The 24591-nt window shown below is 66.5% G+C and carries 18 protein-coding genes and 3 rRNA genes; 17 read left to right on the top strand and 4 right to left on the bottom strand.

All coding sequences use genetic code 11. The annotated features are described in order from the left end of the window. Positions 1–13: 13 nt before the first annotated feature. The 3 genes from JOF42_RS00105 to JOF42_RS00095 all read left to right on the top strand — a co-directional run bounded on the left by JOF42_RS00105 (position 14) and on the right by JOF42_RS00095 (position 3032). Positions 14–1195, top strand: coding sequence for an acyl-CoA dehydrogenase family protein (locus JOF42_RS00105; RefSeq protein WP_210095983.1), 1182 nt, complete (start codon positions 14–16; stop codon positions 1193–1195). Beyond that, positions 1192–2094 (top strand): 3-hydroxyisobutyrate dehydrogenase, encoded by a 903-nt coding sequence (mmsB, locus tag JOF42_RS00100; RefSeq protein WP_210095982.1) that lies wholly within the window; start codon positions 1192–1194, stop codon positions 2092–2094. Before JOF42_RS00105 ends, mmsB begins: the two co-directional genes overlap by 4 nt. A 161-nt stretch (positions 2095–2255) precedes the next feature. Then, positions 2256–3032, top strand: coding sequence for an enoyl-CoA hydratase (locus tag JOF42_RS00095; protein ID WP_210095981.1), 777 nt, complete (start codon positions 2256–2258; stop codon positions 3030–3032). Positions 3033–3057: 25 nt separating this feature from the next. Here the strand turns inward: JOF42_RS00095 and JOF42_RS00090 are convergent, their stop codons facing one another. From JOF42_RS00090 to JOF42_RS00080, 3 genes are read right to left on the bottom strand one after another with little or no spacing between them, the layout of a single operon-like run. After that, on the bottom strand, positions 3058–3501 hold the full coding sequence (locus tag JOF42_RS00090; protein ID WP_210095980.1) for a YdeI/OmpD-associated family protein: 444 nt from the start codon (positions 3499–3501) through the stop codon (positions 3058–3060). After that, entirely contained in the window at positions 3498–3968 is a 471-nt protein-coding gene (locus JOF42_RS00085; protein ID WP_210095979.1) for an SRPBCC family protein, read from the bottom strand. Before JOF42_RS00085 ends, JOF42_RS00090 begins: the two co-directional genes overlap by 4 nt. Position 3969: 1 nt before the next feature. Beyond that, entirely contained in the window at positions 3970–4506 is a 537-nt protein-coding gene (locus JOF42_RS00080) for a MarR family winged helix-turn-helix transcriptional regulator (RefSeq protein ID WP_210095978.1), read from the bottom strand. A 128-nt stretch (positions 4507–4634) separates the two neighbouring features. Here JOF42_RS00080 and JOF42_RS00075 point away from each other — a divergent pair, with 128 nt between their 5' ends. The 3 genes from JOF42_RS00075 (at position 4635) to JOF42_RS00065 (ending at position 8201) form a co-directional block, all read left to right on the top strand. Continuing rightward, entirely contained in the window at positions 4635–5411 is a 777-nt protein-coding gene (locus JOF42_RS00075) for an electron transfer flavoprotein subunit beta/FixA family protein (protein WP_210095977.1), read from the top strand. A gap of 1 nt (position 5412) precedes the next feature. Further along, positions 5413–6384 carry an electron transfer flavoprotein subunit alpha/FixB family protein gene (locus JOF42_RS00070; RefSeq protein ID WP_210095976.1) on the top strand — a complete coding sequence of 324 codons (972 nt, stop codon included), beginning with the start codon at positions 5413–5415 and terminating at the stop codon, positions 6382–6384. A 428-nt stretch (positions 6385–6812) separates the two neighbouring features. Beyond that, a complete protein-coding gene (locus JOF42_RS00065) occupies positions 6813–8201 on the top strand; it encodes a cytochrome b/b6 domain-containing protein (protein ID WP_307803487.1) in 1389 nt (462 codons plus the stop codon). A gap of 112 nt (positions 8202–8313) precedes the next feature. Here JOF42_RS00065 and JOF42_RS00060 read toward each other — a convergent pair whose 3' ends face one another. After that, positions 8314–8820 carry a GNAT family N-acetyltransferase gene (locus tag JOF42_RS00060; RefSeq protein ID WP_210095974.1) on the bottom strand — a complete coding sequence of 169 codons (507 nt, stop codon included), beginning with the start codon at positions 8818–8820 and terminating at the stop codon, positions 8314–8316. A 130-nt stretch (positions 8821–8950) separates the two neighbouring features. Here JOF42_RS00060 and JOF42_RS00055 point away from each other — a divergent pair, with 130 nt between their 5' ends. The 11 genes from JOF42_RS00055 to rrf form a co-directional block, all read left to right on the top strand. Further along, positions 8951–9511 carry an acyl-CoA thioesterase gene (locus JOF42_RS00055; RefSeq protein ID WP_210095973.1) on the top strand — a complete coding sequence of 187 codons (561 nt, stop codon included), beginning with the start codon at positions 8951–8953 and terminating at the stop codon, positions 9509–9511. A 1-nt stretch (position 9512) separates the two neighbouring features. Next, complete coding sequence (locus JOF42_RS00050; protein WP_210095972.1) at positions 9513–10337, top strand: Rossmann-fold NAD(P)-binding domain-containing protein; 825 nt, start codon at positions 9513–9515, stop codon at positions 10335–10337. Between the two features lie 272 nt (positions 10338–10609). Continuing rightward, positions 10610–14305, top strand: coding sequence for a proline dehydrogenase family protein (locus JOF42_RS00045; RefSeq protein ID WP_210095971.1), 3696 nt, complete (start codon positions 10610–10612; stop codon positions 14303–14305). Positions 14306–14656: 351 nt separating this feature from the next. Continuing rightward, positions 14657–15091 (top strand): hypothetical protein, encoded by a 435-nt coding sequence (locus tag JOF42_RS00040; RefSeq protein ID WP_210095970.1) that lies wholly within the window; start codon positions 14657–14659, stop codon positions 15089–15091. Further along, positions 15091–15321: a helix-turn-helix transcriptional regulator gene (locus tag JOF42_RS00035; RefSeq protein WP_210095969.1), complete on the top strand. Its 231-nt coding sequence runs from the start codon at positions 15091–15093 to the stop codon at positions 15319–15321. Before JOF42_RS00040 ends, JOF42_RS00035 begins: the two co-directional genes overlap by 1 nt. A gap of 1 nt (position 15322) precedes the next feature. Further along, positions 15323–16366, top strand: coding sequence for an NAD(P)-dependent alcohol dehydrogenase (locus tag JOF42_RS00030; RefSeq protein WP_210095968.1), 1044 nt, complete (start codon positions 15323–15325; stop codon positions 16364–16366). Between the two features lie 280 nt (positions 16367–16646). Further along, positions 16647–17534 carry a dimethylargininase gene (ddaH, locus tag JOF42_RS00025; RefSeq protein ID WP_210095967.1) on the top strand — a complete coding sequence of 296 codons (888 nt, stop codon included), beginning with the start codon at positions 16647–16649 and terminating at the stop codon, positions 17532–17534. Further along, positions 17531–18736 carry an ornithine--oxo-acid transaminase gene (gene rocD, locus JOF42_RS00020; protein ID WP_210095966.1) on the top strand — a complete coding sequence of 402 codons (1206 nt, stop codon included), beginning with the start codon at positions 17531–17533 and terminating at the stop codon, positions 18734–18736. The genes ddaH and rocD overlap by 4 nt, the downstream gene beginning before the upstream one ends. A 598-nt stretch (positions 18737–19334) precedes the next feature. Continuing rightward, positions 19335–20857: ribosomal RNA gene (locus JOF42_RS00015) — 16S ribosomal RNA — on the top strand. 410 nt (positions 20858–21267) lie between these two features. Further along, positions 21268–24370: ribosomal RNA gene (locus JOF42_RS00010) — 23S ribosomal RNA — on the top strand. Between the two features lie 105 nt (positions 24371–24475). Further along, a 5S ribosomal RNA gene (rrf, locus tag JOF42_RS00005) occupies positions 24476–24591 on the top strand; the annotation flags it as partial.

The raw sequence follows: 24591 nt of genomic DNA, 5'->3' as shown, positions 1-24591 counted from the left end.
ACAAGGACTCACGATGACCATGACCACCGTCACCACCACCGCCGAAGAGCGCGAGGCCATCCTCGATGCCGTCCGGGAGTTCGCCGACACCGAGCTCGCCCCCTTCGCCGCCGAGCGCGACGAGAAGCACATCTTCCCCCGCGAGTCGCTGGGCAAGGCCGGCGAGCTCGGACTCGGCGGCATATACGTGCGCGAGGACTTCGGCGGCACGGGACTCAGCCGCTCCGACACGGTCGCGATCTTCGAAGAGCTCGCCAAGGGCGACCCTGCGGTCGCCGCCTACATCTCGATCCACAACATGGTGGTCTGGATGATCGACACCTACGGCGACGACGCGCAGCGCGGCGAGTGGCTGCCGAAGCTCACCGCGATGGACGAGTTCGGCGGCTACTGCCTCACCGAGCCGGGAGTCGGATCGGATGCCGCGAACGTCGCCACGAGCGCGGTGCGCGATGGAGACGACTACCTGCTCACCGGTGTGAAGCAGTTCATCTCGGGCGCAGGAGAGGCCGCGGTCTACGTGGTCATGGCGCGCACCGGCGAGCCGGGCGCACGGGGCATCAGTGCGTTCCTCGTTCCGGGTGACGCCGAGGGGCTCAGCTTCGGCGCCCCCGAGAAGAAGATGGGCTGGCACGCGCAGCCCACTCGTCAGGTCATCCTCGACGGCGTCCGCATCCCTGCATCCGGAATGCTCGGCGACGAGGGCCGCGGCTTCGCGATCGCGATGTCGGCGCTCAACGGCGGTCGCCTCAACATCGCCGCCTGCTCGCTGGGCGGTGCCCAGTGGGCGCTCGACCGTGCGGTGCAGTACGTGCACGAGCGGGTGGCCTTCGGCGAGCCGCTGGCCGAGAAGCAGTCGATCCTCTTCGCGATCGCCGACATGCGCACCGATCTGCAGGCCGCGCGTCTCATGGTCCGCGACGGCGCGCTGGCTGTCGACGAGCAGGCACCGGATGCGACGATGCGCTGCGCCATGGCCAAGCGCTTCGCGACCGATGCGGGCTTCGACGTCGCGAACCGTGCGCTGCAGCTGCACGGCGGATACGGATACCTGCAGGACTACGGCATCGAGAGGGTCGTCCGCGATCTGCGGGTGCATCAGATCCTCGAGGGCACGAACGAGATCATGCGCCTCATCGTCGGCCGCGAGATGCTGCGACCCGCAGGGTCGGCCTCCATGCGGAGCGCATCATGACCGAGGCGCAGAAGAGTCGGATCGCCTTCCTCGGTCTCGGCCACATGGGCCTGCCGATGGCGAAGAACCTGGTGGCAGCCGGGAACGAGGTGCACGGCTTCGACCTGGTGCCGGCGGCGATCGAGGCGGCGCAGGCCGCCGGCATCCCGATCGCGGCGAGCGGAGCGGATGCGGTCGCCGACGCCGACGTCGTCATCACGATGTTCCCCGCGGGCAGGCACGTGATCGACGCGTACCGCACCGAGCTGCTCGCGGCGGCTCGCCCCGACACCCTGTTCATCGAGTCCTCGACGATCGCGGTCGACGAGGCGCGAGCCGCCCACGCGCTCGCTCTCGCCGCCGGTCATCGCAATGTCGATGCCCCGGTCTCGGGCGGCGTCGTCGGCGCCGAGAACGGCACTCTCGCTTTCATGGTCGGCGGCTCCGACGACGATTTCGCCGCAGCCCTGCCCGTGCTCGAGGTCATGGGAAAGCGCATCGTGCATTGCGGCGGCCCCGGACTCGGCCAGGCGGCGAAGGTCTGCAACAACATGGTGCTGGCCGTCTCGCAGATCGCCGTCGCCGAGGCGTTCGTGCTCGGAGAGCGGCTCGGACTCGAGCATCAGGCGCTGTTCGACGTCGTGTCGCAGGCATCCGGTCAGTGCTGGTCGATCACGACGAACTGCCCCGTGCCGGGGCCGGTTCCGACGAGTCCGGCGAACCGTGACTACCAGCCGGGCTTCGCGGGAGCGCTCATGGCCAAGGACCTCGGCCTCGCGCTGCAGGCGATCGATCAGACGTCGACCGACGCCAGGATGGGGCGCCTCGCGCAGCAGCTGTACGCCGCGTTCGCCGCGGGCGAGGGCGCGAGCCGCGACTTCTCGGGCATCATCACCGACATCCGCGACGGGTCTGTGTGACTCGCGCGCGGCATCCCGTCCCGATCTGCGGATGTTGTCCCGATCTGCGGGCGCATCTCGCGAATCCGTCCGCAGAACGTGCCGGCGTCCGCAGGACGGGCGGGGCGGATTCCGGACACCCCGCGACATACTGAGATGACCACGACGGAGAGGGCTTCACGATGACCGAGTACGAGACGATCCTGGTCGAGCAGCGCGGACGCGTCGGGTGGATCACCCTGAACCGACCGCAGGCGTTGAACGCCCTGAACAGTCGGCTCGCCGAAGAGGTCACCGCTGCGGCCGTGGCGTTCGATCTCGACGACGGCGTCGGAGCGATCGTCGTCACCGGCTCCGAGAAGGCCTTCGCCGCCGGCGCCGACATCAAGGAGATGGAGGGCATGTCGGCCGCCGAGATGCTCGAGACCGACCACTTCGGGGTGTGGCACGAGTTCGCGGCGGTGCGCACGCCCGTGATCGCCGCCGTCTCGGGCTTCGCGCTCGGGGGAGGATGCGAGCTCGCGATGATGTGCGACATCATCCTCGCCGCAGACACCGCGAAGTTCGGGCAGCCCGAGATCAACCTCGGCGTGATCCCGGGGATGGGAGGCACGCAGCGCCTGATCCGTGCGGTCGGCTACTACAAGGCGGCCGAGCTCGTGCTGTCTGGTCGCTTCATGGGTGCCGAGGAGGCGGAGCGCTCCGGCCTCGTGTCCCGCGTCGTGCCGGCAGCCGACCTTCTCGCCGAGGCGTCGACGCTCGCCGAGACGATCGCCTCGAAGTCGCTGCCGTCGGTGTTCGCCGCCAAGGCCGCCCTCGATGCGGCGATGGAGACGACGCTCGCCGACGGTCTGGCGCATGAGAAGAAGGCGTTCGCCGCGCTCTTCGACACGGACGATCAGAAGGAAGGCATGTCGGCCTTCCGGGAGAAGCGTGCGCCCGACTTCCGAAACCGCTGAGCCGCACGACGCGGCTCCTCGGGGCTCAGCCGCGCAGCGCCTCGACGATCTTCTCGACGCGGCGGTCGCGGGTCGCAACCTGCTTGGCCTCGGCGACCGTGCGGGCGTGCTCCTTGCGCGCCGAGTACGACAGGGCGTCGAAGGCGGCGCGCAGCGCGGGGTCCGCGTCGAGGGCGGCCGAGAGCGCGGGCGGGACCTCGACCTCGCGTTCGGCCGAGTCCACCCGGATGACCGCGTCGACCTCCTGGTCGATCTCGACGCCGAGCTCGGCGCGCACGGCCTTGCTGAAGCCGATCATGTTCTGTCCGCCCATGCGGGCGAGGCGCAGCCGGGCGGTGCGTCCGTCGATCGTCACAGCCACCGGGAATGCCTTGCCGGCATCGAACGAGGCGACCTGCTCGTCGGTGAGGATGATGGCGGCCGCAGGGCCGCGGCCTTCGAGGGTGGCGTGCAGGCGCAGTTCGCTCATGCGGGCAGTGTACGCCCGCGCTCCTCGGCCTCGGATTGCACATGGTCGTTGCGCTCCTCGATCAGCCGCCGCATGTACTCGCCCAGCACGAGGCGATCGACGAGCCGTCCGATCGGGCCGAACGGCGAGCGGAACCTGATCGTGTCGCGCATCAGCGTGCCCCGCGGATGCTCCTCGAAGACGTGCTCGTGCCAGAACGAGCCGAAGGGACCCGAGATCTGCCGGTCGCGGAAACCGTGGGGCGGGTCGATGTCGTACACGACCGACCGCAGTCGGAACGGGATGCCGAAGTGCCGCGCACGCCATGTGACGGTCGTTCCCTCGGTGAACGTGCCACCGGCCGGGGCCTCGACCATCGTCTCGCCATATCGCGCCATCGATCGCAGGTGCAGGCCGGGGTCGAGGGCGACGGCGAAGACGTTCTCGGGCGCGGCGGAGATCACTCGCTCGAGCACGAACTCGACCATGTCAGAGCGCGTCCGGCTGCGGCCTGGGGTCGCTGAAGTCGCCGGCGGCCTTGCGCATGCGCGCCACGATCGCGACGAGCTCGGCGGCGTCGGCCTTGCTGATGCCCGGGTCGGCGAAGACGTCGTCGTTCAGAGCCACGGTGGCGCGGTCGACGAGGTCGCGACCGGCTTCGGTGAGTGCGAGCAGGGCTGCGCGCCCGTCGTGCGGATGCGGTTCCCGCACGATCAGACCGTCACGCACCAGTCGCTCGGCGGTGCTCGTGACGGTCGTCGCATGGACCTGCAGTCGGGCGACGACACTCGACAGGGGCAGGCGCCCGGATCGGCTGAATGCCAGCAGTCGCAGCATCTCGTATCGGGCGAAGCTGAGTGCGAAGGGCTTCAGCGCGGCATCCACCCGTGCGAGCAGCAGCTGCTGGGCCCGCATGACGGAGGTGACCACGGTCATGCCGTCGGCGGCATCCGTCCACCCGTGCGCGAGCCACTGCCGCTTCGCCTCGGCGAGCGGATCCACAGGCAGGGGGCGGGGTCGGACCACGGTTCTACGGTAGGGCATCCGCTTCGAGGCGCGGGGAGGCGGCGCTCGAGCCGCATGGTTCTCAGTCGCTGCTCGGATGGGACTCAGTATCAACGCGCTAGAATCGACGCAGTCGTGAGGAGCAATCGATGAAGATCTTCGTCCTGGTCAAAGAGGTGCCGGACACCTATGGCGATCGCAAGCTGGACCTCGAGACCGGGCTCGCCGACCGCGGCGCCGGTGACGTGGTCCTCGATGAGATCACCGAGCGGGCCCTCGAGGTCGCGCTGAGCCATGCCGACAAGAACGAGGGCACCGAGGTGGTGGCGCTCGCGATGGCCCCGGGCGGCTCGACGGCGTCGGTGCGACGGGCACTCGCGATCGGAGCCGGCTCCGCCGTGCACATCGCCGACGAGAAGCTCGCCGGAGCCGATCTCGGACTCACCGCCGAGACGCTGGCCGCGGCGATCCGCCGCGCCGAGCCCGACCTCGTGATCACCGGCAACCTGTCGACCGACGGCTCAGGCGGCGTCATGGCGGCGATGCTCGCCGAGCACCTCGGCTGGGCTCAGGCGACCGCACTCACGAGCGTCGAGATCACGCCCGAGGGCATCACGGGAACCCGAGGGGCGGATGCCGGGGCGCAGCCGATCTCGGCATCCCTTCCCGCCGTCATCTCGATCACGGAGGCGCTGCCGGATGCGCGTTTCCCGAACTTCAAGGGCATCATGGCGGCCAAGAAGAAGCCGCTCGAGGTGCTCACCCTCGACGACCTCGGCGTCTCCGCCGACCCTGCCGCGGCTCCTCGCACCATCATGACCGCGGTGGCCGAGAAGCCGCCGCGCGCGGCGGGCGTGAAGATCGTCGATGAGGGCGATGCCGCCGAGAAGCTGGTGGAGTACCTCGTGCAGAACAGGCTGGTGTGACATGACCTACCCCGAGAACCCGATCCTCGTCCTGATCGACCTCGACCCGGCGGGCAACCCGGCCAGCAGCACGGCCGCCCTCATCGGCGCCGCGTCGACGATCGGATCGCCCATCGCGCTGATCGTCGGCGGATCCGCGGATGCCGCATCGAAGGCCGCTGAAGCCGGAGCATCCGTCGTGCTCACGGCCGACGCCGACCAGGCGACGCTCACGGTGCCGATCGTCGACGCGCTGCAGGCGGCATTCACGCAGGTGAAGCCGGACGCCGTGCTGATCTCGAACTCGATCTCCGGCCGCGATGTCGCCGGTCGTTTCGCCGTGCGCGCGAAGCTCGCCCTCTCGGTCGACGCCGTCGGCGTCTCCCGCGACGACGAGGGCGTCATCGCGCACCACTCGGTCTACGGCGGCGCGTACCTCGTCGATTCGGCGCCCACCTACGGCGCCGCGGTCATCACGGTGCGTCAGGGTGCGGTCGACGCGAGGGCGGAGGCCGTGGCCTCGCCGACCGTCGAGGCGCTGAGCGTCGCGGCATCCGGTGCTCCGGGTGCGACCGTCGGCGCGGTCGAGGCGGTCGAGGCGACGTCGTCGAGGCCGGAGCTGCGCGGCGCGACCCGGGTGGTCTCGGGCGGGCGTGGTCTCGCCTCGAAGGAGAAGTTCGTGCTCGTCGAGGAACTGGCGGATGCCCTCGGTGCCGCCGTCGGCGCGTCGCGCGCCGCTGTCGACGCCGGCTACATCCCGCAGTCGCATCAGGTCGGCCAGACCGGTGTCTCGGTGTCGCCGCAGCTGTACATCGCTCTCGGCATCTCGGGCGCGATCCAGCACCGTGCCGGCATGCAGACGGCGAAGAACATCGTCGCGATCAACAAGGACGGCGAGGCGCCGATCTTCGACGTCGCCGACTTCGGCATCGTCGGCGACCTGTTCACGGTGGTGCCGCAGGTGATCGCGGCTCTCGAGGCGCGGAAGAAGTAGTCATGGCGACGCGGATGCTGAGGCGCGGACTGCCGCGTGTGCGCGGCGGGGAGCCCTGGCCTCCCGGGGTCATGGTCGACGAGCCGACCGACGAGAGCGCCGTTCCTTCGCCGATCGTCGAGCGAGAGGGTGCCTCCCCGGTCTCTGACTCCCCGCTCGTCGAGCGAGGAGCGGAGCGACGAGACGAAACGCACTCCTCGTCTCCGGTCTCTGCTTCTCCGGTTGCCGCTTCTCCGGTTGCTGCGTCTCCGGTTGCTGCGTCTCCGGTCGTCGAGAGTGGGGTGCAGCGACGAGACGAGACGTCCGCCGCGACTGGCGCATCGCTCCGCCGGGGACTGCCGCGTGTGCGCGGCGGCGAACCCTGGCCCCCCGGCGGCGTTGCGACCGGTGCTGCCGCTGCGGCCGGTGCTGCCGCTGTGGCGTCGGGTGTGCAGAACGCACCTCGGTCCTCGTCGAGCGGTCCGGCGGAAGCAGCGCTCGCGGTCGAGCACGCGTCATCGGCGTCGTCGATCGATGTGCCCGCGGTCGCATCGTCCGCCACCTCTGCGATCTCCGCGGTCGAGTCGACCGCCGCCCCGGTCGCCGCACAGACCGGTTCCGTACGCCGCGGCCTGCCGCGGGTGGTCGGCGGGGACTCGTGGCCGCCGGCCGGCACCGTTCCCCTGGTCGCCGCCGACGGCGCGCCGGCCGCGGTCGCAGACACCGCCGCGCCGTCCCCAGTCGTCGCGAACCCTGCCGCCCCCGCCCCTGCCGTCGCCACCCCGGTCGCCGACGTCGCGGCATCGGCGCCCTCCGCGGCCGCGGCCCCGGCATCCGCACCCCTCGCGCTCCGCGACACCAGCATCCCGCTGTCGGCGCCGCGCACCGTGTGGAACGGCAGCGCTCCTCGGCGCATCCCGGCCGTCGCTCCGGCGTCCGGTCGCCCTCGTCCCACCTGGACCCAGGCGATCGCGGGTCTGGTCGGCGCCGCGGCCCTCGGCATCCTCGCCGCCGCCGCGGTGGCGTTCGTGCGCGCCCTGCTGAGCTTCCCGTTCATGCAGGACTTCCTCGCCGCGTTCCCCGGTGAATACGAGCCGGCCGTCGCCGTCGAGCCCGGCTTCGCACCGTGGACCAACTGGGCGCACTTCTTCAACGTGTTCCTGATGGTGCTGATCATCCGGTCGGGACTCCGCATCCGCAACGAGAAGCGCCCCACGGCCTTCTGGACCCCGCGGGGCGACCCCAAGGGCAAAGTCAGCCTGACGATCTGGTTCCACCAGGCGCTCGACATCCTGTGGCTGGTCAACGGCGTGATCTTCGTGGTGCTGCTGTTCGTCACGGGGCACTGGGCGCGCATCGTGCCGACGAGCTGGGAGGTCATCCCCAACGCGCTGTCGGCCGCGCTGCAGTACATCTCGTTCGACTGGCCGACCGAGCACGGGTGGGTCAACTACAACAGCCTGCAGCAGCTCGCCTACTTCGTCACCGTGTTCATCGCGGCACCGCTCGCTGCGGCGACCGGCATCAGGATGTCGGGGATGTGGCCGAAGAAGGCCGAGCGTCTCTCGAAGGCGTACCCGATCGAGTGGGCCCGCGCGCTGCATTTCCCGGTCATGATCTACTTCGTGGTGTTCATCATCGGGCACGTCACCCTGGTGTTCCTCACCGGGTTCCTGCGCAACCTCAACCACATGTACGCGTCGTCGGATGCCGTCGGCTGGACAGGGTTCTGGGTCTTCGTGGCGTCCCTCGTGGTCATCGCGATCGGCTGGGTGGCCGCGCGCCCGCTCGTGATCGCACCGATCGCCAAGCTCTTCGGCAGCGTCTCGGGGCGCTGACCGGTTCACGGCTCAGCACCGACTGCACCTCGACGCAGAGGAACGGCCCCCTGCCGATGGCAGGGGGCCGTTTCATGCGGACTGGTGAACACGAGGTTCACCGCGCCGAGGCTCAGCGGACGAAGCGCACCTCGGTGAGCGTCTCGCCGAGGAAGGGCTCCGTGTGGCTGGCTCCGTCGAGCGTGAAGCCGTTGCGCGTGTAGAAGCGGTGGGCGCGAGGGTTGTCCTCCGCGACCCAGAGGTAGAGCGACTCGTCCTTCTCGACCGCGGCGTCGAACAGCTTCTGGCCGATGCCGGTCGAGTGATACGCGTCGAGCAGGTAGATGAAGTAGAGCTCGCGGAACGCGGGAGCATCCTTGTCGCGGGCGGGGCCGGAGCCGACGAAGCCGACGATCTCGCCGTCGACGAGCGCTGCGCGCATCGTGAACTCGGGGCCCTGAGAGGCCCAGTGCGTCCACAGCTCGGCCATGCGCCGGGGCGAGACCTTCTCGAGCGCGGCCTTGCTGATCAGGTGGTCGTAGGTCTCGTGCCAGCACTGCGCGTGCACGCGACCCAGGGCTTCCGCATCCACATCACGGACCGGACGGACGATGACTTCAGGCTGGGCTTCGGCGCTCATATCGTGACTCTACGCGCGGCCTCCGCGAACGGGAAATCGAGCGGATGCCCTCACAAACCCCCGGTGCAGTGCTGGAGGGTTCGCACAACGATGTTCGTGATCCGTTCATCGATGGCTACGATCGATCCTCGTGAACGTGATCTGGCGCACTCTCCTCGTGATCCTCTCGGCCCGTCGTCGCGTGCGTCGGGGCAAGACCCTCGATGCCGCCTCCGTCAGCAGCATCAGACTGACGACCCTCCCCACGGACATCGACATCCTGCGCCACATGAACAACGGTCGCTACCTGTCGCTGTTCGACCTCGGCCGCTGGGATCTGCTGATCCGCACGGGGCTGTTCGACGCGATGACCGAGCGAGGCTGGTACGCCGTCGTGTCGAGCGAGACCGTGACCTTCCGCAAGTCCCTGCAGCTGTGGCAGCGGTTCGAGGTGCAGTCCCGCTTCATCGGGCACGACGACAAGGCCGTGTTCCTCGAGCACCGAGCCGTCGTCGGCGGCGAGATCTACGCACGGGCGATCGTGCGCTCGCGTATGCTGCGTCGCACCGGAGGCACGGTCAGCAACGAAGAGCTGTTCGCCGCGGTCGGCAAGCCCGAGGGCGTGCCCGAGATCGATTCGTGGGTGCACGACTGGGCCGCGGCATCCGCGCTGCCTCCCGTGCGCAGCTCGGCACCGAGTGTGTGGAACTGAGATGACCGATCCGTGGGGACTCGAGACTCGCGCACCTGGGTCGGTGCTGCTGGTCGGATGCGGCAAGCTCGGCGCGCGCCTGGGTGAGCGCCTGATCGCGCAGGGCGCGGAGGTCACGGCCATGCGGCGCCATGCGAGCGACCTGCCCTTCCCGACGATCGAGGCCGATCTGAGGCATCCGCTCGACCGGGAGCTGCCGGCGTACGACTCCGTCGTCATCACGCTGCCGCCGAGCACCGAGGGCGACTCGATCTATCCGCCGGCGCTGCGCGGACTCGCGGATGCTCTCCCGGCGATGCCGTCGCGCGTCGTGTTCGTGTCGTCGACCAGGGTGTTCGAAGGCCGCCCCGGCGAGACGCCGTTGACCGAGCGCGACGCGCCCCGGGTGTCGAGCGAGCGAGGCGGCGACCTGCTCGAGGGTGAGCAGCTGGCGATGGAGCTGTTCGGCGCTCGGATCGTGCGACCGGCCGGCATCTACGGGCCTGGCCGCGACTTCCTGATCCGTCGGGTCACCGAGGGGGCGGCCGTCGATCACTCGCGCCGCACCAACCGCATCCATGAGACCGACCTCGTGCGTCTGCTCGAGGCGATGCTGCGCGCGGACTCGGCGCCCCCGCTGATCCATGCCGTCGACACCGAGCCCGTGCTGCTCGGCGACGTGGTCTCGCACCTCGCGAGGAGGCTCGGCGTCGAACCGCCTCCGCACCTCGACCCCGAGGTCGGCGGCGGCACGGTTCTGGACGGGCATCTGCTGCGGGAGTTCCTGGGTGCGCTCGAGTATCCGACCTTCCGCGAGGGCTACGACGAGATGATCGCCGCGCGCTGAGTCGCTCGCCCGCGTCGCGGTCGCACTTCGTGCCGTGTGGCTCGCGTGGGTTCGGTTGCGGTCGCACTTCGTGCCGTGTGGCTCGGCGGAGGCCCGGCTCCGGTCGCACTTCGTGCCGTCCGCTCGCGCGTTCGACGGCACGAAGTGCGACGGGAGCCGCCGATGCGCCCGATGCGACGGCACGAAGTGCGACCGGAGCTGCCGATGCGCCCGAGGCGACTGAGTGCCCGTCGCTCAGGGCCGCGCGCTCACCGCAGTCTTAGGCTGAGGTCATGGCCGACCCGACGCCCTCCACGGATCCCGAATCCGCCTCTCTCGCGGACCGTGCGGTGGAACTCGCTCGCCGCTGGGTGGTCGAGGCTGCGGCCGCCGACGTCGACCCTGCGGCGGAGCGCCTCGCCGGAGTGCTGCAGGATGCCAACGGGCTGCCGTTCACGCTGGGGTTCGTCGATGGGGTCATGCGCCCAGAGAGCCTGGGGGCCGCGGCATCGCAGCTGCACCGCATCGCGCCGATCGTGCCCGACTTCCTGCCCTGGTACCTGCGTTCCGCCGTGCGGCTCGGTGGCGGCGTCGCACAGATCCTGCCCAGCCCCGTGGTGCCCATCGCGCGCAGGGTTCTGCGCGACATGGTCGGCCACCTGGTCGTCGACGCCCGTCCGGCCAAGCTGGGTCCGGCGATCGAGAGGATCCGTGAGTCCGGTGCGCGTCTGAACCTCAACCTGCTCGGTGAGGCGGTGCTCGGCGAAGCCGAGGCGCAGCGGCGGCTCGACGGCATCCACGATCTGATCCGTCGCCCCGACGTCGATTACGTCTCGGTGAAGGTGTCGGCGATCATCAGCCACATCTCGATGTGGGCGTTCGACGAGGTCGTCGACGCGGTGGTCGAGCGCCTGCTGCCGCTGTATCTGACGGCCGCGTCCGACCGCACGTTCATCAACCTCGACATGGAGGAGTATCGCGACCTCGACCTGACGATCGCGGTGTTCACCCGCGTCCTCGAGGACCCGCGCCTGGAGGGCATCGAAGCGGGCATCGTGCTGCAGGCCTATCTGCCCGACGCCCTGCCCGCCCTGCAGCAGCTCACCGCGTGGGCGCGCGACCGCGTCGACCGGGGTGGCGCGCCGATCAAGGTGCGGCTCGTCAAGGGCGCCAACCTCGCCATGGAGCGGGTCGAGTCGCAGATGCACGGGTGGGAGCAGGCGACCTACGACACCAAGCTCGACACCGATGCGAACTACCTGCGCTGCCTCGACTGGGCGCTGCGCGCCGAGAACATCGACGCGGTTCACCTGGGCATCGCCGGGCACAACCTGTTCGGCATCGCGTACGCGTGGCTGCTCGCGGGGGAGCGGGGCCTGCGTGGTCTCGCGGCTGACGGCACGGCGGCCGGGCAGCCGCCGATCGAGTTCGAGATGCTGCTCGGCATGGCCCAAGGGCAGGTGCAGGCCGTCTCGCGCGAGGTCGGCGAGGTGCTGCTCTACGTGCCGGTCGTGAAGCCCGACGAGTTCGACGTGGCGATCAGCTATCTCGTGCGCCGGCTCGAGGAGAACGCCTCGAACGACAACTTCCTCTCCGCCGCGTTCCGGCTCGGCGATGACGAGTCGCTCTTCGTGCGCGAGCAGGACAGGTTCCTCGACGCGCTCGACCGCTCGACCTCGCCGACCCTGCAGGTGGGGGCGCTGCGCACCCAGGATCGGCTCGCCCCGGTGCACGAGTCGGTGCGCCCGGCACCCGCGGCCGTGGCGCCGGAAGAGGGCTTGACCAAGGCCGTCCTCGGCATCTCGAGGGGGTCGGATGACTCGGGCGAGCCGTTCCTCGAGACTGCTGTCTACGCCCCACGCGAGCTCGACGAGGGCACGGGGGGTGCCCCCGGGTTCGAGAACACCGCAGACAGCGACCCGTCGCTTCCGGTCAACCGCGAGTGGGCGCGCGAGATCCACGCGCGGATCGCCGACTCGACTCTGGGTGCGGCGACCATCGAGGCCGCCCGCATCGACGACGACGCCGTGCTCGAGAGCACGATCGCCGGGGTGCGGGATGCCGGAGCCCACTGGGGAGCCCGTCCCGCCGCGGAACGTGCCGACGTCCTGCTCCGCGCCGCTGCCGCGCTCGAGGCCCGGCGCGGGGAGCTCATCGAGGTCGCCGCCGCCGAGACGGGCAAGGTCTTCGCCGAGGCCGACATCGAGGTCAGCGAAGCCGTCGACTTCGCCCGCTACTACGCCGCAAAGGCGCGAGAGCTGGATGCCGTCGCCGGCGCCGCCTTCGAACCTGCGCGCGTGACCGTCGTCACCCCTCCGTGGAACTTCCCCCTCGCGATCCCCGCCGGCGGAGTGCTCGCCGCGCTCGCCGCAGGATCCGGTGTCGTGTTCAAGCCCGCCCCGCAGTCCCGACGCTGTGCGGCCGTGATCGCCGAGACGCTCTGGGAGGTGGGCGTGCCTCGCGATGTGCTCGCGCTCGTCGACATCGAGGAGGGCGACCTCGGCCGCACGCTGATCGCGCACGAGTCGGTCGACCGTGTCATCCTCACCGGCTCCTGGGAGACCGCCGCGCTGTTCCGCTCGTGGCGGCCCGACCTGCCGCTGCTCGCCGAGACCAGCGGCAAGAACGCGATGATCATCACGCCCTCGGCCGACCTCGATCTCGCGGTCTCGGACCTGGTGCGCAGTGCCTTCGGGCACGCGGGGCAGAAGTGCTCGGCCGCGTCCTTGGCGATCCTCGTCGGGCCGGTCGGTCGCTCCAAGCGGTTCGCCCGGCAGCTGGCGGATGCCACGCGGTCGCTGCATGTCGGCTGGCCCACCGATCCGCGCGCCGAGGTCGGGCCCGTGATCGAGAGGCCGCAGGGCAAGCTCGCCTGGGCGCTCACCGAGCTCGAGGGCGAGGAGCAGTGGCTCATCGAACCCGCGGTCTCGGTCGACGACGAGAGCGGACGGCTGTGGCGCCCCGGCATCCGCGTCGGTGTGCAGCCGGGGTCGCGCTTCCACACCGAGGAGTTCTTCGGGCCGGTGCTCGGCATCATGCATGCGCCGACCCTCGAGCGGGCGATCGAGATGCAGAACGCCGTGGCCTACGGGCTGACCGCGGGGCTGCACACGCAGGATCCCGCCGAGCTCTCGCTGTGGCTCGACCGGGTGCAGGCGGGCAACCTCTATGTGAACCGCGGCATCACGGGCGCGATCGTGCAGCGTCAGCCGTTCGGCGGCTGGAAGCGCTCATCGGTCGGACCGGGCACCAAGGCCGGCGGCCCCAACTACCTCGTCGGACTCGGAACCTGGCGCTCGAGCGGATCGGGCCCCGTGTCGAGCACGCTGCACCTGCGGGGCCTGGACTCGCGCATCACCGAGCTGATCGAGTCGGCCCAGCCGTCCCTCGACTACGAGGCGTTCGAATGGCTGCGTCGCTCGGCGCTGTCGGATGCCCTCGCCTGGGACCGCGAGTTCGGCCAGGTGCGCGACGTCTCGCGCCTCGGCATCGAGCGCAACCTCTTCCGCTACCGCCCCGTGCCGGTCGCGATCAGGGCGACCGCGGATGCCGGGTGGCAGGAGCTGCTGCGCGTCGTGGTCGCCGCGGTCCGCGCCGGTTCCGCGTTCGTGCTGTCGACCCCTGTCGGGCTGCCGCCTGAGGTGCGTCGCGCGCTCGGAGCCCTCGGGGCGGTCGTGTTCATGGAGAGCGACGAGGAGTGGATCGACCGGATGCGGCGGCGAGAGGCCGGTTCCGGAGATGCGCTCGCATCGCTCGGCGCCGAGCCCCGGCCGAATCGGGTGCGGCTCGTGGGATCGCGCGACGCGGTCGCGGCGCTGCATCGCGCGCTGGCCGTGGCAGTCGACGGCGACCCCGACCTCGCGGTGTACGACGGCGAGGTCACCTCGGCCGGACGCATCGAACTGCTGCCCTTCGTGCACGAGCAGGCCATCGCGATCACCGCGCATCGCTACGGCAATCCCGACGACTGGAGCGCCTCGGCCATCTGACGCCGCCTCGGCCCGCCTTCCGTCCCGTCCCGGCATCCGCCAGCATCCCGCCGCATCCGGCATCCGGCATCCGGCATCCGGCATCCGGCATCCGGCATCCAGCATCCGGCATCCCGCCGCATCCGGCATCCCGCCGCTGCCCTTCCCACACCCATCTCCCAGTGCGTGGTCAAAAGCGCACGTGAGCTCGGGTGCGTGGTCAAAAGCGCATCGCAATCGCGCGATTCGGATGCTTTTTTGGCCACCGCTGCCGACGCGACCCCGCCACCACCGAGCGTGTAAAGAATTCTTGACACGGCGGATGCCACGGGCGTACTCTCGTGTCAAGAATCTTTTACATCGGAGGGCATCATGGTCTACGAGGAGCGCAACGCCTGGTCGGGTCTGATCGTCAGCGCCGTCGTGATCTCGGCGTACGTCATCATCGTGCTGCAGCAGGCTGCCGGCAGGGCGGTGGCCGAGGTCGACTGGCTCCCGCCGATGCTGTGGACGATCGGTGCCGGCATCGTGGCCACGATCGTGATCAGCATCGTCTGGGGGATCATCGCCGGCGCGAAGGATCCCGACGGTGTCGGCAGGTCCGACGTCCGCGACCGCGACATCAGCCGCATGGGCGCCCGCGTCGAGCAGGCCTTCGTCGTGATCGCCGGGCTCGGCGTGATCGCCCTGTGCGCCGTCGGGGCCGATGTCTTCTGGATCGCCAACACGATGTTCGCGGGCTTCGCCGTGTCGGCCGTCGTCGGCAGCGTCGCGCGCGTCGTCGCCTACCGGCGGGGGCTCGTCTGATGGTCAAGCCGACGCTCGTCTCCAACCGCATCCGCGCCCACCGCGAAGAGGCGGGGCTCACGCAGGCCGAGCTCGCGCGCAGCATCGGCGTGACCCGGCAGACGCTCATCGCGATCGAGCAGGAGAAGTACTCCCCGTCGCTCGAGCTCGCGTTCCAGATCGCCCGCGCCTTCGGCGTCGGGCTCGACGACCTGTTCCAGTACCCGGAACCTTCGATGAAGGATGCCTGAGATGACCGACATGATGCCCGCCTGGGTGCGGGAGACGTACGGCCCGGCCGACGGGTTCCGGCTCGAGCACGTCCCGATGCCGGTGCCGCGCCGGGGCGAGGTCGTGCTGCGGGTCGAGGCGACCGCTCTCAGCGCGGGAGACGTTCGACTGATGCTCGGTGACCCGCTGCTCGTGCGCCCGGTCTTCGGCCTGACGCGACCCAAGTATCCGGTGCGGGGCATGGAGGTCGCCGGCACCGTCGTGGCCGTGGGCGAGAACGCGATCGGCGCCGAACTCGGAGAGCGCGTCGTCGGCGAGCTCGTCGGCGGCGGCGGCCTCGCCTCGCACGTCGTGATCCCGGCCGCGCGACTCGTGCCGATCCCGCCCGACGTGTCCTCCGTGACCGCGGCCACGCTGCCGGTGTCCGCGGGTACGGCCTGGCAGGCGCTCGACCGCGCGGGCATCGGCATCCACTCCGAACTCCGCGCCGACCGACGACGATCTGCGCACGCGGTGCCTCGGGTGCTCGTGATCGGTGCGTCCGGAGGAGTCGGAACGTTCGCGGTGCAGCTCGCCGCGCTGCGCGGGGCCGAGGTCTGGGCGACGTGCGGGGAGCGCAACGCGCGGCTCGTCGAGCACCTCGGCGCGGTGCGCACGCTCGATCACCGCCGCTCGCCGCTGTCGGCCCTGCCCGCGGGGCACTTCGACGCGGTGATCGACATCGCCGGCGGCATCGGCCTGCGGGAGCTGCAGCGACTGGTCGCGCCGGGTGGTTCGGTCGTGCTCGTGACGGGAGACGGCGGGCACGTGCTGGGGCCCATCCCGCGGATGCTGAAGGCGGCCATCCTGTCAGTCGGGTCGAGTCGGCGCATCCGCCCGCTCGCGGCGACGCCCCGCCCCGAAATCCTCGCGAAGCTTCTGGAGCTCACGGCCGAGGGTCGCATCACCTCTGTGATCGAGCACGAGTACGGCTTCGATCAGGCATCCGCTGCGCTCGCGCACCTCGAGGCAGGGCACACGGTCGGCAAGGTCGTCGTGCGTGCCGCCCTCGAATCGCGTGAATGACCCGAGTCCCGTTCGCCCCCAGCCCCGTTCGACCCCCAGTCCCGTTCGAATCGCGCACTTTGCAGCATCAGCCGCCCCGAAGCTGCAAAGTGAGCGATTCGAAAGGGGAGGAGCGAAGCAGGGCGGTTCGCGCTCTGGCGGCGTTCAGGGGCGGGTGACAGAATGGATGCTGGCGTGCCCGAGTCGCATCTTCCCCGGGCGCCGACTCTCACCGAGCGGCGCGGGTCGAAGGACCGCCGGGCCCCTGGACAGCGTCCGCCGCATCCGTTCGAGGAGCCCCATGTCTGTCGAAACCACTGCGTCGACGTCCGAGACCGCCACTCCGGTGCGCACTGCACACCACCGTCACTACCTGATGTGCAAGCCGTCGCACTTCACCGTGAACTACTCGATCAACCCGTGGATGGAGCCGTCCAAGCCGACCGACACGGCCAGGGCCGTCGAGCAGTGGCAGAAGCTGCACGACCTGTACCTCGAGCTCGGCCACGAGGTCGAGCTGATCGAACCCCTCGCCGGCTACCCCGACATGGTCTACACCGCGAACGGCGGATTCCTGATCGACGGCCGCGCGTACGTCCCGAAGTTCCGGTTCGTCGAGCGCCAGGGTGAGGCACCCGCGTTCGCCGACTGGTTCCGCGGCGCCGGGTACGACACCGTCATCCCCGAAGAGGTCAACGAGGGCGAGGGCGACTTCCTGCTCGTCGGCGACGTGATCCTCGCAGGCACGGGTTTCCGCTCCACGGGCGACAGCCACCGTGAGGTCGGTGAGGTCTTCGGCCGCGAGGTCGTCTCTCTCAACCTCGTCGATCCGCGCTTCTACCACCTCGACACCGCCATCGCGGTGCTCGACCCGGTGCAGGGCGTCGAGCACGGCGGACCCGAGCGCGCCAACATCGCCTACCTGCCCGGTGCGTTCGACGACCAGAGCCGCGCGATCCTCGAAGAGCGTTTCCCCGACGCGATCCTCGTGTCCGATGAGGACGGCTCGGTCTTCGGCCTCAACTCCGCCAGCGACGGGTACAACGTGATCATCTCGCCGCGGGCGAAGGGCTTCGAGGTGCAGTTGCGCGAGCGCGGCTACAACCCGATCATGGTCGACCTGTCCGAGCTGCTGCTCGGTGGCGGCGGCATCAAGTGCTGCACCCTCGAACTGCGCGGTGAGGCATGACCGCCGTCGAGCCCGGTGTCGAGGTCACGGCCGAGCCGCACGTCGCCCACAACTACCACCCGCTGCCGGTCAACATCGCCCGCGGTGAGGGTGCGTGGGTGACGGATGTCGAGGGCAAGCGCTACCTCGACCTGCTCGCCGCGTACTCGGCCGTGAACTTCGGGCACCGTCATCCGGCGCTCGTGGCCGCGCTCACCGAGCAGCTCGGCCGGGTGACCCTGACGAGCCGCGCGTTCATGAGCGATCGTCTCGAGCCGTTCGCCGCGGCGCTCGCTGCACTGTCGGGCAAAGACATGATGCTGCCGATGAACACGGGAGCCGAGGCCGTCGAGACGGGCATCAAGGTCGCCCGTGCATGGGGGTACCGGGTCAAGGGCATCGCCGAGGGCAAGGCGCGCATCATCGTCGCCGCCGGCAACTTCCACGGGCGCACCACCACGATCGTCAGCTTCAGTGACGACGAGCAGGCGCGGGCCGACTTCGGTCCGTACACTCCGGGTTTCGACGTGGTCCCCTACGGGGATGCGGATGCCGTCGCCGCCGCGATCACCGAAGACACCGCCGCCGTGCTGATCGAACCGATCCAGGGTGAGGGCGGGGTGGTGATCCCACCCGAGGGATACCTGCGTCGCATCCGTGAGATCTGCGACGAGAAGAACGTGCTGTTCATCGCCGACGAGATCCAGTCTGGTCTCGGCCGTGTCGGTGAGACGTTCGCCTGCGACCGCGAGGGCGTCGTGCCCGACCTGTACCTGCTGGGCAAGGCGCTCGGTGGGGGGATCCTTCCCGTCTCGGCAGTGGTGGGGAACACCGATGTGCTCGGCGTGATCCGTCCCGGTGAGCACGGGTCGACGTTCGGAGGCAATCCACTGGCGGCGGCCGTCGGTCTTCGCGTGGTCGAGATGCTCGAGTCGGGGGAGTTCCAGGAACGCGCTCGCGCTCTGGGTGCTCATCTGGCCGCCGGCCTCGAACCTCTGATCGGTCATGGTGTCACTGAGGTGCGCATCGCCGGCCTGTGGGCGGGCGTCGACATCGACCCGGCCAAGGGCACCGGCCGCGAGATCGCCGAGAAGCTCCTCGATCGTGGAGTCCTGGTGAAGGACACCCACGGTCAGACCATCCGCATCGCTCCGCCGCTCGTCATCCGGGCGACGGAACTCGACTGGGCCGTCGAGCAGCTGAAGCTGGTCCTGGGGTCCTGAGCCCTGTCCGCCGGGCCGACACGCCCGGCGGACAGCCCGGATTTGCCGGAACCCCGGAACCCACGTAACTTATTACTTGTTCGCCCCACAGGGAAGCGGAGAGGCCGAGAGCCTTACCCCCCTCAAGCGGAGAACCACCTCCACTCGATCAGCTCCTCGGAGCAGATCGCAGACACACTTCTGTCTGACCTGGAGCTTCCACTTCGGAGAAACGGTCGATTTGACAGCGACTCCGGAACGGATAAGCTAGTGAAGTTGGCTCGGCGGCCTTGAGCCCCGAGCTGCAGATCTGGTTCTGAGCCGCACGGCGTGTCGATTTGACAGGCTGAAAAGCACAGATAAGATAGAGAAGTTGCCCTTCGGGCCTGGTTGTGATGACTGGGTCGTGGGAGCATCCGATCCTTGAGAACTCAACAGCGTGCACTTGTCAAATGCCAAATTATCCTCGTCTAGCTTCGGCTAGTTGAGAATTCCTTTGGATCAAAGACCAACCTCCTTGTGGGGTTGGCATTCGGATGAAGTCAGCAATGAATTTGTCTCTTTGGTCAGCATCAAACTCGCTGCGTCACCGTTTTCCCGGTGTCGTATGCATTTCTTTTTTACGGAGAGTTTGATCCTGGCTCAGGATGAACGCTGGCGGCGTGCTTAACACATGCAAGTCGAACGGTGAAGCCCAGCTTGCTGGGTGGATCAGTGGCGAACGGGTGAGTAACACGTGAGCAACCTGCCCCTGACTCTGGGATAAGCGCTGGAAACGGCGTCTAATACTGGATACGAGTAGCGACCGCATGGTCAGTTACTGGAAAGATTTATTGGTTGGGGATGGGCTCGCGGCCTATCAGCTTGTTGGTGAGGTAATGGCTCACCAAGGCGTCGACGGGTAGCCGGCCTGAGAGGGTGACCGGCCACACTGGGACTGAGACACGGCCCAGACTCCTACGGGAGGCAGCAGTGGGGAATATTGCACAATGGGCGCAAGCCTGATGCAGCAACGCCGCGTGAGGGATGACGGCCTTCGGGTTGTAAACCTCTTTTAGCAGGGAAGAAGCGAAAGTGACGGTACCTGCAGAAAAAGCGCCGGCTAACTACGTGCCAGCAGCCGCGGTAATACGTAGGGCGCAAGCGTTATCCGGAATTATTGGGCGTAAAGAGCTCGTAGGCGGTTTGTCGCGTCTGCTGTGAAATCCGGAGGCTCAACCTCCGGCCTGCAGTGGGTACGGGCAGACTAGAGTGCGGTAGGGGAGATTGGAATTCCTGGTGTAGCGGTGGAATGCGCAGATATCAGGAGGAACACCGATGGCGAAGGCAGATCTCTGGGCCGTAACTGACGCTGAGGAGCGAAAGGGTGGGGAGCAAACAGGCTTAGATACCCTGGTAGTCCACCCCGTAAACGTTGGGAACTAGTTGTGGGGTCCATTCCACGGATTCCGTGACGCAGCTAACGCATTAAGTTCCCCGCCTGGGGAGTACGGCCGCAAGGCTAAAACTCAAAGGAATTGACGGGGACCCGCACAAGCGGCGGAGCATGCGGATTAATTCGATGCAACGCGAAGAACCTTACCAAGGCTTGACATATACGAGAACGGGCCAGAAATGGTCAACTCTTTGGACACTCGTAAACAGGTGGTGCATGGTTGTCGTCAGCTCGTGTCGTGAGATGTTGGGTTAAGTCCCGCAACGAGCGCAACCCTCGTTCTATGTTGCCAGCACGTAATGGTGGGAACTCATGGGATACTGCCGGGGTCAACTCGGAGGAAGGTGGGGATGACGTCAAATCATCATGCCCCTTATGTCTTGGGCTTCACGCATGCTACAATGGCCGGTACAAAGGGCTGCAATACCGCGAGGTGGAGCGAATCCCAAAAAGCCGGTCCCAGTTCGGATTGAGGTCTGCAACTCGACCTCATGAAGTCGGAGTCGCTAGTAATCGCAGATCAGCAACGCTGCGGTGAATACGTTCCCGGGTCTTGTACACACCGCCCGTCAAGTCATGAAAGTCGGTAACACCTGAAGCCGGTGGCCTAACCCTTGTGGAGGGAGCCGTCGAAGGTGGGATCGGTAATTAGGACTAAGTCGTAACAAGGTAGCCGTACCGGAAGGTGCGGCTGGATCACCTCCTTTCTAAGGAGCATCTGACTCTTCGGAGTCCAGAACCCAGTTCGAAGGCATACGTTCTTCGCTGGGAGCTCATGGGTGGAACATTTGACATGGTGCGAAGGATGAAGGTTTCTCTTAGTACACCGCTTGCGGTGGGAACGGGGAGGGTTTCGGGTGTCGCACCTGCACGCTGTTGGGTCCTGAGGGACCGGATGCGGATCCGCAAGGATTCGTTTCTGTACCTCTGGGCCTCTTGTTGTTTCCCCTGTGGGGGAAGTGAGAAGGGGTACCGCCCGTACTTTGAGAACTACACAGTGGACGCGAGCATCTTGCAGCCGGCTTCGGTCGGTTGCACAAGATGATCTTAAAGATCATTAGTCAATTTCATGCCAGGCTTTCGGGCCTGGTGTCGATTCTGATTCAAACTCATGTGATTTCAAGTCTTTAAGAGCAAACGGTGGATGCCTTGGCATCTGGAGCCGAAGAAGGACGTAGCAATCTGCGATAAGCCTCGGGGAACTGATAAGCAAGTTTTGATCCGAGGGTGTCCGAATGGGGAAACCCCGCTGGGCGGCGTGCCGACCTAGTGACTCCCGCCTGAATATATAGGGCGGGTAGAGGGAACGTGGGGAAGTGAAACATCTCAGTACCCACAGGAAGAGAAAGCAACCGCGATTCCGTTAGTAGTGGCGAGCGAAACCGGAACAGGCTAAACCTAGCGTGTGTGATAGCCGGCAGGCGTTGCACGTTGGGGGTTGTGGGACTTTTCAGTCATCTCTGCCGAGGTGGCGGCGTTACACGATGGTATAGACGAACGGTCTTGAAAGGCCGGTCATAGAGGGTGCCAACCCCGTAGTCGAAATGCCAACCGTGGCGCGAAGAGTATCCCAAGTAGCACGGGGCCCGTGAAATCCCGTGTGAATCTGTCAGGACCACCTGATAAGCCTAAATACTCCCAGATGACCGATAGCGGACAAGTACCGTGAGGGAAAGGTGAAAAGTACCCCGGGAGGGGAGTGAAATAGTACCTGAAACCGTTTGCTTACAAACCGTTGGAGCAGCCTTAGTAGCTGTGACAGCGTGCCTTTTGAAGAATGAGCCTGCGAGTTAGCGATATGTGGCGAGGTTAACCCGTGTGGGGTAGCCGTAGCGAAAGCGAGTCTGAATAGGGCGATTCAGTCGCATGTCCTAGACCCGAAGCGAAGTGATCTATCCATGGCCAGGTTGAAGCGACGGTAAGACGTCGTGGAGGACCGAACCCACTTAGGTTGAAAACTGAGGGGATGAGCTGTGGATAGGGGTGAAAGGCCAATCAAACTTCGTGATAGCTGGTTCTCTCCGAAATGCATTTAGGTGCAGCGTTGCGTGTTTCTTGCCGGAGGTAGAGCTACTGGATGGCCGATGGGCCCTACAAGGTTACTGACGTCAGCCAAACTCCGAATGCCGGTAAGTGAGAGCGCAGCAGTGAGACTGTGGGGGATAAGCTTCATAGTCGAGAGGGAAACAACCCAGACCACCAACTAAGGTCCCAAAGCGCGTGCTAAGTGGGAAAGGATGTGGAGTTGCCTTGACAACCAGGAGGTTGGCTTAGAAGCAGCCACCCTTGAAAGAGTGCGTAATAGCTCACTGGTCAAGTGATTCCGCGCCGACAATGTAACGGGGCTCAAGCACGCCACCGAAGTTGTGGCATTGACATTATTGGTAGGCCTTCGTGGTCCAGCCGTGTTGATGGGTAGGAGAGCGTCGTGTGGCCAGCGAAGCGGCGGTGTAAACCAGCCGTGGAGGCTACACGAGTGAGAATGCAGGCATGAGTAGCGAAAGACGTGTGAGAAACACGTCCTCCGAAAGACCAAGGGTTCCAGGGTCAAGCTAATCTTCCCTGGGTAAGTCGGGACCTAAGGCGAGGCCGACAGGCGTAGTCGATGGACAACGGGTTGATATTCCCGTACCGGCGAAGAACCGCCCAAGCTAATCCAGTAGTGCTAAGTGTCTGAATCCCAGTGACTGATCCCTTCGGGGTGACGCTCTGGGCCTAGCGCACGACCCCATTCTGGTGCGGTTAGCGTATTAACAGGTGTGACGCAGGAAGGTAGCCCAGCCAGGCGATGGTTGTCCTGGTGCAAGTGCGTAGGCCGAACGGTAGGCAAATCCGCCGTTCACATAGGCTGAGACACGATGCGAATAAAAAGTGGGTGATCCTATGCTGCCAAGAAAAGCATCGACGCGAGGTTCTAGCCGCCCGTACCCCAAACCGACTCAGGTGGTCAGGTAGAGAATACCAAGGAGATCGAGAGAATCGTGGTTAAGGAACTCGGCAAAATGCCCCCGTAACTTCGGGAGAAGGGGGGCCTTCGACGTATTAGGACTTGCTCCGAAAGCGTTTGGAGGCCGCAGAGACTAGTGGGTAGCGACTGTTTACTAAAAACACAGGTCCGTGCCAAGTCGCAAGACGATGTATACGGACTGACGCCTGCCCGGTGCTGGAAGGTTAAGAGGACCGGTTAGCCGCAAGGCGAAGCTGAGAATTTAAGCCCCAGTAAACGGCGGTGGTAACTATAACCATCCTAAGGTAGCGAAATTCCTTGTCGGGTAAGTTCCGACCTGCACGAATGGCGTAACGACTTCCCAACTGTCTCAACCGCGAACTCGGCGAAATTGCATTACGAGTAAAGATGCTCGTTACGCGCAGCAGGACGGAAAGACCCCGTGACCTTTACTACAGCTTGGTATTGGTGTTCGGTGTGGCTTGTGTAGGATAGGTGGGAGACTGTGAAGCATGGACGCCAGTTCATGTGGAGTCATTGTTGAAATACCACTCTGGTCACTCTGGATATCTAACTTCGAACCGTAATCCGGTTCAGGGACAGTGCCTGGTGGGTAGTTTAACTGGGGCGGTTGCCTCCCAAAAAGTAACGGAGGCGCCCAAAGGTTCCCTCAACCTGGTTGGCAATCAGGTGTCGAGTGTAAGTGCACAAGGGAGCTTGACTGTGAGACTGACAGGTCGAGCAGGGACGAAAGTCGGGACTAGTGATCCGGCAGTGGCTTGTGGAAGCGCTGTCGCTCAACGGATAAAAGGTACCTCGGGGATAACAGGCTGATCTTGCCCAAGAGTCCATATCGACGGCATGGTTTGGCACCTCGATGTCGGCTCGTCGCATCCTGGGGCTGGAGTAGGTCCCAAGGGTTGGGCTGTTCGCCCATTAAAGCGGTACGCGAGCTGGGTTTAGAACGTCGTGAGACAGTTCGGTCCCTATCCGCTGCGCGCGTAGGAAATTTGAGAGGATCTGACCCTAGTACGAGAGGACCGGGTTGGACGAACCTCTGGTGTGTCAGTTGTTCCGCCAGGAGCACCGCTGATTAGCTACGTTCGGGATGGATAACCGCTGAAAGCATCTAAGCGGGAAGCCGGCCTCAAGATGAGATTTCCATACCTTCGGGTGAGAGGCTCCCAGCCAGACTACTGGGTTGATAGGCCAGATGTGGAAGTGCAGTAATGCATGCAGCTGACTGGTACTAATAAGCCGATGACTTGATAACACACCGTTTGTTGGTGCTACGCGTCCACTGAGTGGTTCTCGATGTACGGTCGAGAACCGCATGACAATGACTTTGTTATGTGTTTGATTGAAACATCAATAGTGTTTCGGCGGCCATAGCGTGAGGGAAACGCCCGGTTACATTCCGAACCCGGAAGCTAAGCCTCACAGCGCCGATGGTACTGCAGGGGGGACCCTGTGGGAGAGTAGGACACCGCCGGA

Source organism: Microbacterium phyllosphaerae (assembly GCF_017876435.1).
GTDB lineage: Bacteria > Actinomycetota > Actinomycetes > Actinomycetales > Microbacteriaceae > Microbacterium > Microbacterium phyllosphaerae.
The sequence above is the reverse complement of the archived record's forward strand: the minus strand, read 5'-3'. Positions and strand labels throughout refer to the sequence as shown.